General features: G+C 63.8%; 15 protein-coding genes. 6 read left to right on the top strand and 9 right to left on the bottom strand.

What is annotated here, in order from left to right:
• Window positions 1-17: 17 nt before the first annotated feature.
• Complete coding sequence (locus NKJ08_RS01385) at window positions 18-1,448, top strand: sodium:proton antiporter (RefSeq protein WP_352780990.1); 1,431 nt, start codon at window positions 18-20, stop codon at window positions 1,446-1,448.
• Here the strand turns inward: NKJ08_RS01385 and NKJ08_RS01390 are convergent, their stop codons facing one another.
• The 8 genes from NKJ08_RS01390 to gcvA form a co-directional block, all read right to left on the bottom strand.
• Complete coding sequence (locus NKJ08_RS01390) at window positions 1,449-2,168, bottom strand: ABC transporter ATP-binding protein (RefSeq protein WP_352780992.1); 720 nt, start codon at window positions 2,166-2,168, stop codon at window positions 1,449-1,451.
• A complete protein-coding gene (locus tag NKJ08_RS01395) occupies window positions 2,161-2,889 on the bottom strand; it encodes an ABC transporter ATP-binding protein (RefSeq protein WP_352780994.1) in 729 nt (242 codons plus the stop codon). The genes NKJ08_RS01390 and NKJ08_RS01395 overlap by 8 nt, the downstream gene beginning before the upstream one ends.
• Window positions 2,886-3,848 (bottom strand): branched-chain amino acid ABC transporter permease, encoded by a 963-nt coding sequence (locus tag NKJ08_RS01400; protein ID WP_352525857.1) that lies wholly within the window; start codon window positions 3,846-3,848, stop codon window positions 2,886-2,888. The genes NKJ08_RS01395 and NKJ08_RS01400 overlap by 4 nt, the downstream gene beginning before the upstream one ends.
• Window positions 3,845-4,726, bottom strand: a complete 882-nt coding sequence (locus tag NKJ08_RS01405; protein ID WP_352780996.1) for a branched-chain amino acid ABC transporter permease — start codon at window positions 4,724-4,726, stop codon at window positions 3,845-3,847. Before NKJ08_RS01405 ends, NKJ08_RS01400 begins: the two co-directional genes overlap by 4 nt.
• A gap of 170 nt (window positions 4,727-4,896) precedes the next feature.
• The gene (locus tag NKJ08_RS01410) at window positions 4,897-6,201 is read right to left on the bottom strand and encodes an ABC transporter substrate-binding protein (RefSeq protein ID WP_352780999.1); all 1,305 of its coding nucleotides are present in this window, start codon (window positions 6,199-6,201) and stop codon (window positions 4,897-4,899) included.
• Between the two features lie 162 nt (window positions 6,202-6,363).
• Entirely contained in the window at window positions 6,364-7,791 is a 1,428-nt protein-coding gene (locus NKJ08_RS01415; protein WP_502906290.1) for a hypothetical protein, read from the bottom strand.
• 81 nt (window positions 7,792-7,872) lie between these two features.
• On the bottom strand, window positions 7,873-9,177 hold the full coding sequence (gene pncB, locus NKJ08_RS01420) for a nicotinate phosphoribosyltransferase (RefSeq protein WP_352525851.1): 1,305 nt from the start codon (window positions 9,175-9,177) through the stop codon (window positions 7,873-7,875).
• Between the two features lie 131 nt (window positions 9,178-9,308).
• On the bottom strand, window positions 9,309-10,283 hold the full coding sequence (gene gcvA / locus NKJ08_RS01425; RefSeq protein ID WP_352781002.1) for a transcriptional regulator GcvA: 975 nt from the start codon (window positions 10,281-10,283) through the stop codon (window positions 9,309-9,311).
• 179 nt (window positions 10,284-10,462) lie between these two features.
• Here gcvA and speB point away from each other — a divergent pair, with 179 nt between their 5' ends.
• From speB to NKJ08_RS01445, 4 genes are all read left to right on the top strand, one after another.
• On the top strand, window positions 10,463-11,524 hold the full coding sequence (gene speB, locus NKJ08_RS01430; RefSeq protein WP_352781149.1) for an agmatinase: 1,062 nt from the start codon (window positions 10,463-10,465) through the stop codon (window positions 11,522-11,524).
• A 137-nt stretch (window positions 11,525-11,661) separates the two neighbouring features.
• The gene (locus tag NKJ08_RS01435) at window positions 11,662-12,465 is read left to right on the top strand and encodes a transporter substrate-binding domain-containing protein (protein ID WP_352781004.1); all 804 of its coding nucleotides are present in this window, start codon (window positions 11,662-11,664) and stop codon (window positions 12,463-12,465) included.
• Between the two features lie 6 nt (window positions 12,466-12,471).
• On the top strand, window positions 12,472-13,140 hold the full coding sequence (locus tag NKJ08_RS01440) for an amino acid ABC transporter permease (RefSeq protein ID WP_352781006.1): 669 nt from the start codon (window positions 12,472-12,474) through the stop codon (window positions 13,138-13,140).
• Window positions 13,137-13,784, top strand: a complete 648-nt coding sequence (locus NKJ08_RS01445; RefSeq protein WP_352525843.1) for an amino acid ABC transporter permease — start codon at window positions 13,137-13,139, stop codon at window positions 13,782-13,784. The genes NKJ08_RS01440 and NKJ08_RS01445 overlap by 4 nt, the downstream gene beginning before the upstream one ends.
• 17 nt (window positions 13,785-13,801) lie before the next feature.
• Here the strand turns inward: NKJ08_RS01445 and NKJ08_RS01450 are convergent, their stop codons facing one another.
• Window positions 13,802-15,205: an MATE family efflux transporter gene (locus tag NKJ08_RS01450; RefSeq protein WP_352781009.1), complete on the bottom strand. Its 1,404-nt coding sequence runs from the start codon at window positions 15,203-15,205 to the stop codon at window positions 13,802-13,804.
• A gap of 230 nt (window positions 15,206-15,435) precedes the next feature.
• On the opposite strand from NKJ08_RS01450, the gene NKJ08_RS01455 reads away from it, so the two are divergent.
• Window positions 15,436-16,017: a histidine phosphatase family protein gene (locus tag NKJ08_RS01455; RefSeq protein WP_352525963.1), complete on the top strand. Its 582-nt coding sequence runs from the start codon at window positions 15,436-15,438 to the stop codon at window positions 16,015-16,017.
• The last annotated feature ends 9 nt before the right edge of the window (window positions 16,018-16,026 follow it).

Here is a 16,026-nt window from a genome sequence, read left to right on the forward strand (position 1 = left end):
GATTTTTGAGGGGCTTCATGCGGTTTGCGGCGGCGTTGACGGCAGGTGCTGCACTTATTGCCGCAATCCTTTCTCCGGAAACGGCTCTTGCGGCCGAAGCGCACGAACTGCCGGGTGCCGCCATGTCGCTGTGGTGGGTGCTGCCGTTTGCCGGGCTCTTGCTTTGCATCGCGACCGGGCCGTTGCTCTTCCATCATGCCTGGGAGCACCATTACGGCAAGATTGCCGCGTTCTGGGCAGCATTGGTGATCGGGCCGCTGGCAATCGCCTTCGGCATCCCGTCGGCGACGCAGGCGGTGCTGCACGCGCTGCTCACCGAGTACATGTCGTTCATCATCCTGCTGTTTGCGCTGTTCACCATTTCGGGCGGCATCTTCGTTGCCGGCAATATCCACGGCACCCCGCTGGTCAATGCCGGGCTGTTGCTGGGCGGCGCTGTGCTTGCGTCGGTCATCGGCACAACCGGCGCCTCGATGATCCTGATCCGGCCGCTCATCCGCGCCAACGACAACCGGCGCTTCAACGCCCATGTCGTCATTTTCTTCATTTTCCTGGTGTCCAACATCGGCGGGTCGCTGACGCCGCTCGGCGATCCGCCGCTGTTCGTCGGCTTCCTGCGCGGCGTCGATTTCTTCTGGACGACCGTTCACCTGCTGCCGGAGACGCTGTTCGTCGCCGGCGTGGTGCTGGCCGTTTTCCTGGCGATCGACATCATCCTGCATCACCGCGAGGAAGGCGCGCCGAAGATCAAGGATCCGACGCCTGACACCAAGGTGCGCATTCGCGGCCTGGCCAACATACCGCTGCTGGCAGGGGTGATCGCCGCGATCCTGATTTCTGCTGCCTGGAAGCCGGGGGTGAGCTTTGCTTTCCAGGGCGTCAGCCTCGAGCTGCAGAACCTGGTGCGCGACGCTGCCATCATGATACTGGCCTTCACTTCGCTTGTCGTCTCGCCGAAGGAGTTTCGCGGTGCAAACGCCTTCAGCTGGGGGCCGATCGCCGAGGTGGCGAAGCTGTTCGCCAGCATCTTCATCTGCATCGTGCCGGTGGTCGCCATATTGCGGGCCGGCCTCGACGGCGCGCTGGCGCCGTTGGTGCTGCTGGTCAGCTCGCCGACCGGCGCGCCTGACAACCTCGCCTATTTCTGGCTGACCGGAGCGCTGTCGTCCTTCCTCGACAATGCGCCGACCTATCTGGTGTTCTTCGAACTCGCCGGCGGCGACCCGCAGCATCTGATGACCGAACTCGCCTCGACGCTGGCGGCGATCTCGGCCGGCGCGGTGTTCATGGGTGCCAACACCTATGTCGGCAATGCGCCGAATTTCATGGTCTACGCCATTGCCAGGCATCGCGGCATCAAGATGCCGAGCTTCTTTGGCTACATGGCATGGTCGGGTGCCGTGCTGATCCCGACTTTCCTGCTGGCCGGCTTCCTGTTCTTTCGCTGATCAGCCGACGCCGACATAGCGGCGGACGGCCGAGGGATCGGCACGCAGTTCCTCGACGTCGACCGTCTCGCGGTTGCGGCCGTTTTCAATGAAGCAAACACGGTCGGCGACCGACAGCACGGCATCGACGCGCTGCTCGACGAGGATTGTCGACACGCCAAGCGCGCGCAGCTTCGACACGGTTTCGCGGATTTTTGCGATCATCGACGGCATCAGCCCCTCGGTCGGCTCGTCGAGCAGAAGCACCTGCGGCTCCAGACACAACGCCCGCGCCATGGCCAGCATCTGCTGCTCGCCGCCGGACAGCGTGCCGGAACGCTGCCTGAGGCGCTGGCGCAGCAGCGGGAAGAGATCAAGCACGTTTTCGCGCGTCGCCTTGCCCCTGTTGCGGGCCATCAGGCCGATTTCGATGTTCTCCGCCACCGTCATCTCGGCGAATAGCCGCCGGCCCTGCGGCACATAGCCGACGCCGGCCTTGGGCACCTCATGTGCCGGCAGGCCGGTCAATTCCCGCCCTTCGAGCCTGATCGAGCCGGCGGCCGCCGGCACCAGGCCCATGATCGCTTTCAGCGTCGTCGTCTTGCCGGCGCCGTTGCGGCCGAACAGGCAAAGCACCTCGCCCTCGTTCAGAACCAGATCCAGGCCATAGAGCACCTGGACCTCGCCATAGAAGCAATCGAGCCCGGAAACGGTCAGTGCCTTGGACTGGACCTCAGTCATGCGTGGTCCCCAGATAAGCGTCCTGCACCGCGGCATTGGCGCGGATCTGCTCGGGCGTACCTTCGGCCAGAATCCTGCCGGCGTTGAAGACGGTGATGCGGTCGGCGAGTTGCATGACAACCGGCATGTTGTGCTCGATCAAAAGCACTGTGGCGCTATCGGCGATCTCGCGCACCAGCTCGATGAAATTGTCGATCTCGCTGTCGGCCAGCCCTTGCGTCGGTTCGTCGAGGATCAGCAGGCGTGGCTTCAGCGCCAGCCCCATCGCCACTTCCAGCAGGCGCTGGTGACCGTAGGACAATTGCCCGGCCGGCATTTGAGCGCGATCGGCAAGGCCGGTGCGCTCGAGAGCCGCCATGACGCCGCTGTGAACCGCGCCCTTCGAACGGCCATCGGTCAGCGTGCGCTGCACCGGCAGGGCGACATTGTCGTAGGCGCTGAGATTGGCAAAGACGCTGGTGATCTGGAAAGTGTAGGCGACGCCAAGGCGAACCCTGGCGTAGGCCGGCAGATTGGTGATGTCCGCGCCGTCGAAGACGATCATGCCCGACGAGGGCTGGATACGGCCGCTGACCAGGCTGACGAAGGTGGTCTTGCCGGCACCGTTGGGGCCGATGACAGCGCGGACCTCGCCCGGCATCAGCGCGAAGTCGACGCCGTCGACGGCACGCAGGCCGCCGAAACTGCGGGACAGGCCTTTGGTGGTCAGCAGCGGCATCATGGCAGCCACCCCAGCCAGCGCTGGCGGATGCTGCCGAGGATGCCCTTGGGGAAGAATAGCACCAGCAGGATGAGCGCGATGCCGACGATCAGCAGATAGGCGGAGGTGTAGCCGCTGGCGACGTCGATGACATAATACATGAACAGCGTGCCGATCAGCGGCCCGAGCGTGGTAGCGGCGCCGCCCAGCAGCACCCAGAGCAGCGGCAGGATGGAATACTGCACGGAAGCGAAGCTCGAGCCGACATAGCCGAACAGCAGCGCATAGGCGGCACCCGAAGCCGCGCAGATGGTGCCGGAGACGACGACGGCGGCGAGCTTGTTGGAGAACGTGTTGTAGCCGAGCATTTTTGTCCGCTCCTCGTTCTCGCGGATGGCGACCAGCACACGACCGTAGCTGGAGCGGACTATAGCCAGGCTTATGAGCAGCACGATCGAGAACAGCGCCAGCGCGCTCATGTAGCGCACGGTCGGGTTGGTGAGGTCGAACGACGCGCCGCCGAGGACAAGGACACGCATCGGCTGCGGCACGACCATGCCCTGGTCGCCGCCGGTCCAGGCGGCGAAATAGAGGATGACGAGGTAGAATACCTGCGCGAACATCATGGTGACGATCATGAAGGCGACGCCGGAGGTGCGCAGTGCCAGGAGCCCGATCACCAGCGCAAGCAGCGCGCCGCAGGCAAGCCCGGTTGCGAAGGCCGCCGGCACGCTCCAGCCGAGATGGATGATGGCAAGGCCGGCGCCATAGAGCCCGGCTGAAAAGAACATGGCGTGGCCGAGGCTGAGCAGCCCGACATAGCCGAACAGCAAGTTATAGCCCATGGCGAAGACCGCCAGCACCATGATACGGGCGAGCAGCCCGTGATGGTATTCCGGCAGGACAAAGCTAAGTGCGAAAAGCAGGGCGATGACGCCGAGATGCAGTGCATAGGGCTTTGCCGGCGAAGCATCCTTCATCGCGATGCCGTCCCGAACAGGCCCTGCGGCCGGAACACCAGCACCATGGCGACCAGCAAGGTGGCGATGATCTTGGCCAGCGTCGGCGAGAAGAACACCGAGATGATGCCGTCGGAAAGGCCGATCAGCACCGCCGCGACCACCGTGCCGCGCAACGAGCCGAGGCCGCCGATGATGACGACGATGAACGAGAGCAGCAGCGGGTCTTGTCCCATCAGATAATGCGCCTGGCTGATCGGCACGATCAACACCGCGGCGATAGAAGCCAGCATGGCGCCGAGCGCGAAGACGCAGGCATAGACGCGATCGACCGGAATGCCGAAGGCCTGCGCCGTCTCGCTGTCATACTGGGTGGCGCGCATAACAAGGCCGATTTTCGTGCGCGTCAGCACCAGCCAGGTTGCGATCAGCAGCAGCGCAGACGCTGCGATGATCGACAGCTTGTAGCCGGAATAGCCGAACCACGGCAGAAGAATGCGGTAGCTGAAGGGCGGCTCCACCGGCCGCGCCTCCGGACCATAGAAGGTCAGCGCCAATTGCTGGATGATGTAGAGCATGCCGATGGTGGCGACGATGGTGGCTTCCGGATTGTAGTTCAGCCGGCGCAGCACCAGCCGTTCGGCGACCAGTGCGATCAGGCCGACGATCAGCGGCGCCAGCACCAGGGCGACCAGGAAGCCGAGCGCCGGATGGCCCGATATCGCCGTAGAGATCGCCCAGGCAAGCACGGCGCCCAGCATGAAGAATTCGCCATGCGCGACATTGACGACGCGCATGACACCGAACACCAGCGACAAGCCGAGCGCCGTCAGCGCCAGCACGGCGGAGGTGACGAGGCCTTCGAGGGCGGCGAGGAGAAGGTGGGGTCCGAAGTGCATCGGTTACGCCCCCAAGGGAGGTGCCCAGAGCACCCCCCTCTGGCCTGCCGGCCATCTTCCCCTCAACGGGGGAGATTGGCAGTTCCTGCGAAGGCGGCCGTCTACCGACCTCGGCGATTGGCGAAAGCGGTGGGGTGGCTCGAAGCGCACTACGGCCAAAACAGCTAAGCTCACAGCGCCTGGGTCGTGTAATCCCCTTCCGGCTCGTAGAGGCCGTCCTCGATCTTGGTCTTGTGGACGACATTCAGCCGGCCGCCTTCGACCTTGGAGATGTTCTGGATACCAAAACACTGGTGGATCTTGCCGTTGAAGGTTTTCGGGCCCTGCGGGTGCTCCGGTCCCTCGGCGAACTCGGTCAACGCCTCGGTCGCCTCGACCAGCTTGGCGCGGTCTTCCGGGCCCTTGTAGCCGGCATCTTCCATCGCCTTCTTGACGACATAGAGCGTTTCCCAGCAGCCGAACATATGCGCGGCGGTGGAGACGTCCTTGGGATCGCCGACGGCGGCACCATTGTCGTCGATGCCGACGGCGGCACGATAGGCCTTCTGCGCGGCGGAATCATCAGGCTGCGCATAGCGCGGCGAGCCTTCCCAGAAATGGCTGCCATCGAGGAATTCGAGGCCGGGGCTGTTGATGTCGGTGGCTTCGAGCGAATCTATGAAGCCAAACAATTGCGGCCGGTTGGAGCCGTAGAACTCGCCAAGTTCCTTGACGAAGGTGAGCACGGCCGGGCCGACCATGACGTGGTAGATCACCTCGGTCTCGGCCGGGATCTGCGGGAAATATTTGGTGAAGGAGGATTCCGTCGGCGGGATGGCGATCTGGGCGATGACCTCGGCGCCTTGCGCCTTCAGCGCCGGCGGCAGGTAATCGCGATGGTCGTAGCCGAACGCGAAATCGGGGAAGATCTGCGTTACCTTCTTGCCGGCGTTGGCGGCAATCCACGGCGCCATCGACTGGATCTGGCTCTTCACGTCGGTGATGCCGGGCTGGAAGACGTAGCGGTTCAATTTGGTCGAGGCGACGTGGTGGCCTTCGCTGACGACAAAATAGGGCATCTTGGCCTCACCGGCAGCCGGCGCCGAGCCGATGACGACATGCGAAAACAAGGTGCCGTAGACGATGTCGGTCTTGTGCTGCGAGGCAAACTTGCCGACCACTTCGGCACCACGGCCGGGGTCGGTGCCGTCATCCTCGATGATCACCTCGACCGGCCGCCCGTTGATGCCGCCGGCATCGTTGATCGCCTTGATCGCCGCGGCCGTGGTCTTCTCGTACCAGCGGCCATAGGCGGCGCCAATGCCGGTGCGGTGCGACTGGAAGCCGATCTTTATCGGCGCCGAACTCTGCGCCTGGCTGTAGCGAACGAAGCCCGGCGCGCACGCAAGACCGGCGCCGGCGGCCAACCCCTTCAGCGCCGTGCGGCGGGTAAGAGTGGATTTGGAGAGATCGAAAAACCCATTCTTGTCAGTCACGGCAGTTCCCCTTGTTTTTGAGCTTTGACCAATGGCTGTAACGAGGCGGGCCACTCTTGGGAGAGGGCCGAAATTGCATGTGTACAAACTAAATCACCAAAGCCCTGACGTGGCAAGCGAGCTTTCCCCGAGGTTCAATCAGGGGCATCAAGCTAGCCTCATTCATCCGGCGGTCGGCGTGGCAAGCAGCCACAGGCCGAAGACGGTGTAGGCGATCATCAGCAGGGTGAGCGGAAACTGGCTGAGCGCGGCGCGGGCGGGAATGGGGTGCAGCTGCCAGGCCAAGCCATGGGCGACAAGCACTGCAAGCATGTGGCCGGCTATGATGACGGCGGCCTGGAGATTCCACAGCCACCATGCCGAGCCGGCGCCCGCGACGACGCCGGCTTCGATCGGCATGTCGGCGGTGCCAAACAGGTTCCAGCCCAGCGCAAACGGGTCGGAGAGGGCTGCAACGGCATATTGGCCGTCGACCAGCAGCGCCGTCAGATAATGCGCCAAGTGATAGGCGAGCGCGATCGGCACGATCGACCAGACCAAAAGCCCGGCAGCGTGGCCGAGGGAATGCTTGCTGCCGGCCAGATGCTGGCCAAGAAAGACGGCAAGCGCGAACGCGGCCGCAAGCACGACAAAGGTCAGCACGAGGCCGAAACTGCCGCTGCCGATCAAGGCCGTCCGTCCAGGAAACTCCAGCGGATTGATGCCGAACCAGCCTAGCCAGAAGAAGGTTTTCGACAGGCCGTCGAACGACACCGACGACAGAGCCAGCAGCAGGAAAGCGATACCGCTGAGCGGCAGCGGCGCGGCACCGAGCAGCTTGGCGCCCGGCCAGCAGAGTTTCGTCCTGCCGCCTTCGCCGCGTTCGACGACGGCGAAGCGCGCAACCATCGAAAAGAACACGGTCAGGAATTCGCCGCGCCGGCTCCAGTCGCGGTAGCCGAAGACCAGCATGGCGACGAAGCTTAGCAGCCAATAGAGGCCCGCCGCCCAGGCCAGCCGTGCCGGGTCGTCGGGCGCCGGATCGATCAGCTCGAACCAGGCGAAGGCGAAGAACAGCACGAAAGCCGGCCAATAGCCGAGCCAAGGGGACAGCCGCTGTGGCTCCTTCCTGCCGAACAGGTGCGAAACGACGCGGCACGGCCCGTACCAGGGATTGAGCCATGACCAGAGGTCGCCAAACAACCCCTGCAGCAGAGCCAGCCCAACCCAGAGCAGCGTCCAGACAGTCAGCGGCAGCGGATTGGAGAGCGGGTCGCGGCTGCCGAACATGCCGGCGGCAATAAGAATTGCAAAGCCGGCAAAGGATATCAGGCTGACGATTGTCCGCGCGCCGTCCCCGAAGGTGAAAAGCGGCAGGCGTTTGCGCCAAAAGCGGTCGAGGGAGTCCGGCGGGAGTAGAGCCAGGACAATGAAGCTGGCGGCAACGGCGAGCGCGCCGCCGGCGACGTAGTAGCCGGTGGGAAGGAGCAGGACGTGGCCGCGGTCGGAGGCATGGGCGAAGGCGGGAGTGGGCAAGAATGCAAAGGCAACAATGACGAGAGCTAAACTGTAACGACGGCGCTCTACGGCGCCCCCCTCTGTCCTGCCGATCTCCCCCCAAGTGGGGGAGATGTCCGGCAGGACAGAGGGGGGCGCGAAGGAACTCGTATTATGCAAAGAGTTCCCCACCCCTCACACCTTCACCAGCTGCTCCACGCGATCCTTTTGGCCAAATATGCGCAGGTAACGCTCGATCTCTTTCTCGTCGCCTGTCGACTTGGCCGGATTGTCGGAGAGCTTGACCGCCGGCCTGCCGTTGGCTTCGGTGACCTTGCAGACCAGCGAGATGGCGTCGAGCCGGTTGGTTTCGGTCGGCGCGCAGCCCTCGAAATCATTGGTCAGGTTGGTGCCCCAGCCGAAGGACATGCGCACCTTGCCGCGGAAGTGACGGTAGGTCTCTTCGATGGTCTCGACCTCCAGCCCATCCGAGAAGATGAGCAGCTTCTGCTTGGGGTCCTTGCCCTTTTCGCGCCACCAGGAAATGATCTTTTCGCCGCCCTCAATCGGCGGCGCGCTGTCGGGGCGGAAGCCGGTCCAGTCGGCGACCCAGTCCGGCGCATCGCGCAGGAACGCCGCGGTGCCGAAGGTGTCCGGCAGCACGATCAGAAGGTTGCCGCCGTAGTAGCGCTGCCAGTCCTGCAGCACCTTATAGGGCGACTGTTTCAATTCCTTTTCCGAATTGGTGAGCGCGGCGAACACCATCGGCAGTTCATGCGCGTTGGTGCCGAGCGCTTCGAGGTCGTTGTCCATGGCGAGCAACACATTGGAGGTGCCGGTGAAGGCCTCACCGATGCCTTCCTTCAACGCTTCGACGCACCAGCGCTGCCACAGGAAAGAATGACGGCGGCGGGTGCCGAAATCCGAGATGCGGATGCCGGGCAGCGCCTTCAGCCGCTCGGTCTTGGCCCACATCTTGGCCTTGGCGCGGGCATAGAGCACGTCGAGCGCGAAGGGCCCGAACGCGCGCATGGCGGCGCGCGAGCGCAGTTCGTTGATGATGGCGAGCGCCGGGATCTCCCACAGCGTCGTATACATCCACGGACCGCTGAAGGTGAGCTCGTATTGGCCGTCGCGCTTGGAAAGCTCGTATTCGGGCAGCCGGAAATTTTCCAGCCAGGCGAGGAATTCCGGCTCGAAGATCTGCTTGCGGCCATAGAAGGTGTTGCCGCCGAGCCAGATCATCTCTTTCTTGCTGAAGCGCAGCGTACGGGCATGGTCGAGTTGCTCGCGCAGCTCTGCCTCGTCGATCTCCTCGGCAAGGCGGACCGAAGTGGTCCGGTTGATCAGCGAGAAGGTGGTGTCGACCTTGGGATACATGCCCCAGATCATCTGCAGCATCAAAAGCTTGTAAAAATCGGTGTCGAGCAAGCTGCGGACGATCGGGTCGAGCTTCCAGGTGTGGTTGTAGACGCGCCGCGCTATATCGGTCCTAGCCATGTCTGAATGCCGCCTTCGCTGCTCTGCGGAATGCCTCTTAGCATTGAATTTTTGAAAGCGCCTCCCGCTTTGCGGGCTGGCCCGACAAAAAGAAGCCCCTGCGGCAAGCGATGCCTATGGCAGTGTCGACCTCAGGATACGGTCTTGGCGCCGACCACCTTGAGCGCCGGACGCTTGCGGCGAGTGCCGATGCGGCCCGCCACCGGCGCATCGGCACGGCGGTCGGCCTGCTCTTTTTCGGCAAACAGCCAGTCGATGAACAATTGCACGATCGGCGCCGATCTCATCTCGTTGCGGCAGACGACGTAGAAATCGTCCACTGCCGGCACGGAAAGGCTGAATGGCGCGACAAGCAGACCCCTGGCGAGCAGTCCGCTTGCAGTCACCGTGTCGCCGAGCGCCACGCCATGGCCGTGAACCGCCGCCTCGGTCGCCATACGCGCATCGCCAAGATGATGGCGGCGGCCGCGCTCGAGGTCCAGCGCGTCGGCGGCGGCCAGCCAGGTGTGCCATTCGCGGCCGTCGTCGCCATGCAGGAAGACGTGATCGGCGAGGTCGCGGACGGTGCGGATCGGGCGGTTGTTGATCAGTGTCGGGCTGACCACCGGGAACAGTTCGAGGCCCGACCATTTGCGCATCCAGCAGTCGGTCCAGCTGCCGTCACCATAATGCACGCAGATATCGATATGCGGGGCGCGGATGTCCTTGGCGTCATTGGAGGGGATCAGCGTCAGCCTGATATCCGGATATTGCGAGGTGAAGCTGCCCAGCCGCGGGATCATCCACAGCAACAGCAGCGCCGGCACGCAGGATACCGACAGCGCGCCGGTGCTGGCGGGCCTAGTCATGCGCTGGGTGGCGGCGGCGATGCCGTCGAAGGCGGTCGACACCGCCGGCAGCAATTCGGCGCCGTGCGGCGTGAGCTTCACCCGCTGGCCGGCGCGCTCGAACAGCTTGACGCCCAACGATTGCTCGAGCGCCTTGATCTGATGGCTGATGGCGCCGTGGGTGACGTTCAACTCGGCCGCGGCCTTGGTCAGTGAGGCGTGGCGTGCCGTCGCCTCGAAGGCACGCAGCGGATTTAAGGGGGGCAGACGCTTGGCCATGCGCACTCAGGGCTTATGTGAGATTTTCTCACAGAAAACACCCTAACAATATCAATTGATTTTTCAATGCAGCTACAAGACACTTTACCCAAGCATTGCATCGAGACAGCCAACGGCCGGACCGGATGACGGCTACGAAGGTCGTTGTCGGCGCGCTGCACCAGCCATGGAGGACCGACATGGGTTATGATCGCAGCAAGCTCGAAGCGTTGCGCCGCAAATATGGCGAGAGCCATGGCGGCGAAATGTTCGACCCGAAATTCCAGCGTGTCGCCGATAAGATCTTCTCCAAGACCGGCACGCGGCTGGCGCCCTATTCCGGCATCCCGACCTTCCTCGCAGCGCCCTACCGTGAGATCGCCGCCGACAATCCGGATTTCGGCGATCTGCAGGTGGCGATGATCGGCGTGCCGATGGATCTCGGTGTCACCAACCGGCCGGGCGCCCGCTTCGGGCCAAGGGCATTGCGCGCCATCGAGCGCATCGGCCCCTATAACCATGTGCTGGAATGCGCGCCGACGCATGAGCTTAAGGTGGCCGACATCGGTGACGTGCCGTTCCAGAGCCGCTACCGGCTGGAGACCAGCCATAACGACATCGAACGCCGCACCAACCAGATCGTCGACGCCGGCGTCCTGCCCTTGTCTGTCGGCGGCGACCATTCGATCAGCCACCCGATCCTGAAGGCGGTCGGCAAAAAGGCGCCTGTCGGCATGATCCATATCGACGCCCATTGCGACACCAGCGGCCTGTTCGACATGACCAAGTTCCACCATGGCGGCCCGTTCCGCAACGCGGTGCTGGACGGCTTGCTCGACCCGAGCCGCACCATCCAGATCGGCATTCGCGGCTCGGCCGAGTATCTGTGGGAGTTCACCTATGAGTCCGGCATGACCGTGGTGCATGCCGAAGAGGTGACCGGCCTCGGCATCCCCGCCATCATCGAGAAGGCGCGCAGAATAGTCGGCGACGGCCCGACCTATGTCTCCTTCGACATCGACAGCGTCGATCCGGCCTTCGCGCCGGGTACCGGCACACCGGAAGTCGGCGGGCTGACGACGCGCGAAGTGCTCGAGCTGCTGCGCGGCCTGAAGGGCCTCAACATCGTCGGTGGCGACGTCGTCGAGGTGGCACCGCAATATGATGCGACCACCAACACGGCACATGCCGGCGCGCAGGTGCTGTTCGAGATCCTCAGCCTGATGGTCTTCAGCCCGGCAATCACCGGCAAGGCTGCCTGATGCGCTCGACCATGATCCCGAAAAGTGGGAACCGGTTTTCGGAAAAGATCATGGTCCAGTAGAGAATCCCAAAGGCGACCGCCGCGCTGGAGCCGGCGGTTGCGCTCAACAAACAAGCTTCCAGCAGGGGAACGACAATGACATTTCATATGACGCTCAAATCAACCATCGCCGCCGTGCTGATGCTCGGCGCGGCCGGCGTTTTCACCCAGGCCGCCAATGCCGACGCCGTCGACGACATCACCAAGGCAGGCGCGATCAATGTCGGCATCTTTTCCGACTTCCCGCCCTTCTCCTCGGCCAGCGCCGACATGAGCATCAAGGGCTACGACATCGACGTGGCGCAATTCATCGCCGACCAGCTCAAGGTCAAGCTCAACCTGGTCAGCGTGACCGGCCAGAACCGTATCCCGTATCTTACCGACAAGCGCGTCGACCTGCTGATGAGCGTCGGCTACTCCAAGGAACGTGAGCAGGTGATCGATTTCGCCGCCGCCTACGCACCCTACTACATCGCCGTCATCGGCCCGGCAGCACTTGCGGTCAAAGGCAAGAAAGACCTCGCCGACAAGTCGATCGCCGTCAATCGCGGCACGCTGGAGGACACGTCGCTGACCGAGGCAGCACCCGCCTCGGCCGACATCCGCCGCTTCGACAACTACAATTCCGTCATCCAGGCGTTCATCTCGGGCCAGACCCAGCTGATGGTGGTCGGCAACGATGTCGGCGCCCAGGTGCTCGCCCGTCAGGAGGCGCTGAAGCCGGAGCAGAAATTCCAGCTTCTCACCTCGCCCTCGCATATCGGCCTCAACAAGAAGGAAGACCGCCTCAAGCAAGCGGTCAACGATGCGGTTGCCAAGATGCTGGCCGACGGCAAGCTGGACGAAAGCTCGAAGGCCTGGCTGAAGACGCCGCTCGATCCCGCCAATCTCAAGGATTGACGGCCGGTGAACTATAGCCTCGACTTCGGCTGGCTTGCCGGGGCGACAGGGGCGATCGCGCGCGGCGCGGCCACGACGATCCTGTTGATCACTGTCACCACGCTGGCGGGAACATTGCTCAGCATCCTCGGCGCAGCAGGGCGGCGGAACGGTCCGCTGCTGCTCAAGCGGGCGATCGGTGTCTATGTCGAGGTGATCCGCAACACGCCGTTTCTGGTGCAGCTGTTCTTCATCTTCTTCGGGCTGCCCAGCATCGGCGTGAGGCTCGATCCGGTGCTGGCCGCCATGCTGGCGATGACGCTCAACATGGCGGCCTACACGATCGAGATCGTCGGCGCCGGGCTCGACGCGGTACCGCCCGGGCAGACGGAAGCGGCTCTCGCCCTCGGGCTCAGGCCGCGCCAGGTCTTCATCAAGATCGTGCTGCCGCAGGCGCTCAAGGTGATCTATCCGGCGCTGACCAGCCAGATCGTCATCATGATGCTGGAATCCGCCGTGGTGTCGCAGATCGCGGTGCGCGAGCTAACCTACGAGGCCGACATGCTGCAGGCGCGCACGTTTCGGGCTTTCGAGACCTATTTCGTGGTGACGGTGGTCTATCTCATCTTGTCGATGGGGTTGCGCCGGCTGCTGGTCAGCGGCGGGCGCCGGGTTCTCGGAGCCGGCGTGTCATGATCGAATTCACCTTCTGGGATATTCTGCGCAACCTGCTGCTCGCGGCGCGCTGGACGGTGCTCTTGTCGTTGGCTGCCTTTGTCGGCGGCGCCGTAGTCGGCATGATCGTGCTGTTCTTCCGTATCGCCAAGAACAAATGGGCCCGGCGGTTTGCCTCGGGCTATATCGCGCTTTTCCAGGGCACGCCGTTGCTGATGCAGCTCTTCCTGATGTTCTTCGGCCTGCCGATGCTGGGCTTGCGCATCGAGCCGTGGACCGCGGCGGTGCTTGGCCTGACCTTCTTCGCCAGCGCCTATCTGGCCGAGATCTGGCGCAGCGGCGTCGATGCGCTGCCACGCGGCCAATGGGACGCCGGCGCCAGCCTCGGCCTGCATTATCTGCAGGAGCTCAGGCTAATCATCCTGCCGCAGGCGTTTTCGATCACCCGTGCGCCGACGGTCGGCTTCCTGGTGCAGCTGATCAAGTCGACCGCGCTGACCTCGATTATCGGTTTCGAGGAGCTGGTGAGGACATCCAACGCGATCAACAATGCGACCTTCGAACCGTTCAAAGTCTATGGGCTGGTGGCGCTGATCTTCTTCGTCATGTGCTTTCCGCTGACGCAATATGCACGTTCGCTCGAACAGCGGGCGGCGGCCCGCTGAGCGGGACGCCATCGATTTCAACGCCCGAATACCAATGGCGGCGCGATATGGTCGCGCCGCAGCCAGCGCCCCAGCAACAGCGCCGCCACCACCGCCAGTCCCGACGACAGGCCGATCCAGATGCCGACGCCATTGAAGCCGAAACGGAACGCGAGCAGCACGCCGAGCGGCAGGCCGATGCCCCAATAGCCGATCGCGGCATAGATCATCGGCACCTTGGTGTCGTGCAGGCCGCGCAGCATGCCGGTGGCGACCGCCTGCGCGCCGTCGAAAACCTGGAACAGCGCGGCAAAGGCGAGGAATGACACGGCAAGCGCGATCACCCTGGCATTGGCCGGATTGCCGAGATCGATGAAGGCGCCGATCAGGAGATGCGGCCACAGGATCATCACCAGCCCCATCAACGCCATGAAGGAGACGCCGATGACAAAGGCGGTCCAGCCGGCACGGGAAACACCTTCCGGATTGCCGGCGCCATGGGCAAGGCCGACGCGCACCGTCACCGCCTGGTTGAGGCCGAGCGGCACCATGAAGGTGACCGAGGCGATCTGGATGGCGATCGCGTGGGCGGCAAGCGAGGCCGCGTCGATCAGGCCCATGAGAAAGGCCGCAGCGTTGAAGATCGTCACCTCGAAGGCGAGAATGCCGGCGATCGGCAGGCCGAGCCGCAACAGGCCCTTGAAGCGCGGCCAGTCGGCGCGCCAGAAGCGCCCGAACAGGCGATAGCGGCGAAACTTCGGCTCAAGCATCACCACCGCCGCCATGCCGGCGAACATCAGCGTGCTGGACAGCGTGGTGGCGAGGCCGGAGCCGGCGATGCCCATCGACGGGATGCCGAGATTGCCGAACATGAACAACCAGTTGAACAAGGCATTGCAGGCGACGGCAACGAAGACGATGATCAGCGCCCAGCCCGGCCGCTCCAGCGCCGAAATGAACGAGCGCAGGACGATATAGCCGTAGAAGGGCAGCACCGCCCATTCAAGCCAACGCAGATAGATGCCGGCCTGATGCGCCAGCGCCGGCTCCTGACCCATGGCCAGCAACACGGCCTCGCCGTGCCAGAGAAAGACCCAGATCGGAAGGCAGATGAGGATCGCCAGCCACAGGCCTTGGCGCACGGTACGGCGCAGGTCGCGCATCGAGTGGCGGCGGCGGCCAAGCTCGGTCGCCATCATCGGCGAGGTCGCCAGCATCAGGCCGAGCCCGAAGATCAGCGGCATGAAATAGAGGTTGGCGCCAAGCGCGCCGCTGGCCAGCGTGTCCGGTCCGAGCCGCCCCATCATCATGACATCGGTGGCGGTCATCGCGGTCTGGCCGAGATTGGTCAGCACCATCGGCCAGGCGAGCGCCAGCATCGCCCTGATTTCCCGACGCCAGAGGTTTTCCGGCGCGTGAGCGCCGGCTTCGATCGCAGACATTTTTTCCGCCTATCCGATTGCGGCACGTCGGCAAGAGCCGGAAGCCGCGTCTCAGCGCGGAAACGGCCATGATCGGCCAGATCCCGCATTTACGGTGGGTTTGTCTATGAAATGGGCACCGGTGGCAAGAGGCTGACTTGCGGAAGGGTTAAGCCAGGCAGCTCAATGCAGGCTATTGGAGAGGCCACGGAAGCCGCTATGGTCACGGCGGATCCATTTTAAAGGCACCCCTGATGAGCGCGTTTCCCGAAATCTACCTGGTTCGGCATGGCGAGACGGAATGGAGTGCGGCCGGAAAACATACCGGCCGGACCGACATACCGCTGACGCCGTCCGGCGAGGACGCGGCAAGGCGGGTCGCCGATCGGCTCAAGGACCCGTCTTTCTCGGCCGTGTGGTCGAGCCCTTCGCAGCGCGCCTTCAACACCTGTGCGCTTGCAGGCTTCGGCTCGCCAGGCGTGAAAAAGGACGATCTGGCGGAATGGGATTACGGTGCTTATGAGGGACTGACCACGAAGCAAATCCTCGTCGAGCGTCCCGGCTGGCGGCTTTTTCGCGACGGCTGCCCGGGCGGCGAGTCAGCCGCCGATGTCGGCTCGAGGGCGGACCGGATCGTCAGCCAGTTGCGCGAGGCCGACGGCAATGTCCTGCTGTTTTCAAGCTCGCATTTCCTGAGGGTGCTGGCCGCACGCTGGCTCGGCCTGCCGCCGCAAGACGGCGCGCTTTTCGTGCTGGATACCGCCAGCATAAGCGTGCTCGGCTATGAGCGCGATCTTGACGAGCCGGTTGTCCGGCGCTGGAACCAGAGATAGCGGCCGATC

Source organism: Mesorhizobium sp. M0244 (genome assembly GCF_040321795.1).
Lineage (GTDB): Bacteria > Pseudomonadota > Alphaproteobacteria > Rhizobiales > Rhizobiaceae > Mesorhizobium.

Bases quoted from the DNA above. Each gene is read 5' to 3' on its own strand.
- NKJ08_RS01385 (WP_352780990.1), top strand. From the start codon at position 18: ATGCGGTTTGCGGCGGCGTTGACGGCAGGTGCTGCACTTATTGCCGCA.
- NKJ08_RS01390 (WP_352780992.1), bottom strand. From the start codon at position 2,168: ATGACTGAGGTCCAGTCCAAGGCACTGACCGTTTCCGGGCTCGATTGC.
- NKJ08_RS01395 (WP_352780994.1), bottom strand. From the start codon at position 2,889: ATGATGCCGCTGCTGACCACCAAAGGCCTGTCCCGCAGTTTCGGCGGC.
- NKJ08_RS01400 (WP_352525857.1), bottom strand. From the start codon at position 3,848: ATGAAGGATGCTTCGCCGGCAAAGCCCTATGCACTGCATCTCGGCGTC.
- NKJ08_RS01405 (WP_352780996.1), bottom strand. From the start codon at position 4,726: ATGCACTTCGGACCCCACCTTCTCCTCGCCGCCCTCGAAGGCCTCGTC.
- pncB (WP_352525851.1), bottom strand. From the start codon at position 9,177: ATGGCTAGGACCGATATAGCGCGGCGCGTCTACAACCACACCTGGAAG.
- gcvA (WP_352781002.1), bottom strand. From the start codon at position 10,283: ATGGCCAAGCGTCTGCCCCCCTTAAATCCGCTGCGTGCCTTCGAGGCG.
- speB (WP_352781149.1), top strand. From the start codon at position 10,463: ATGGGTTATGATCGCAGCAAGCTCGAAGCGTTGCGCCGCAAATATGGC.
- NKJ08_RS01435 (WP_352781004.1), top strand. From the start codon at position 11,662: ATGACATTTCATATGACGCTCAAATCAACCATCGCCGCCGTGCTGATG.
- NKJ08_RS01445 (WP_352525843.1), top strand. From the start codon at position 13,137: ATGATCGAATTCACCTTCTGGGATATTCTGCGCAACCTGCTGCTCGCG.
- NKJ08_RS01450 (WP_352781009.1), bottom strand. From the start codon at position 15,205: ATGTCTGCGATCGAAGCCGGCGCTCACGCGCCGGAAAACCTCTGGCGT.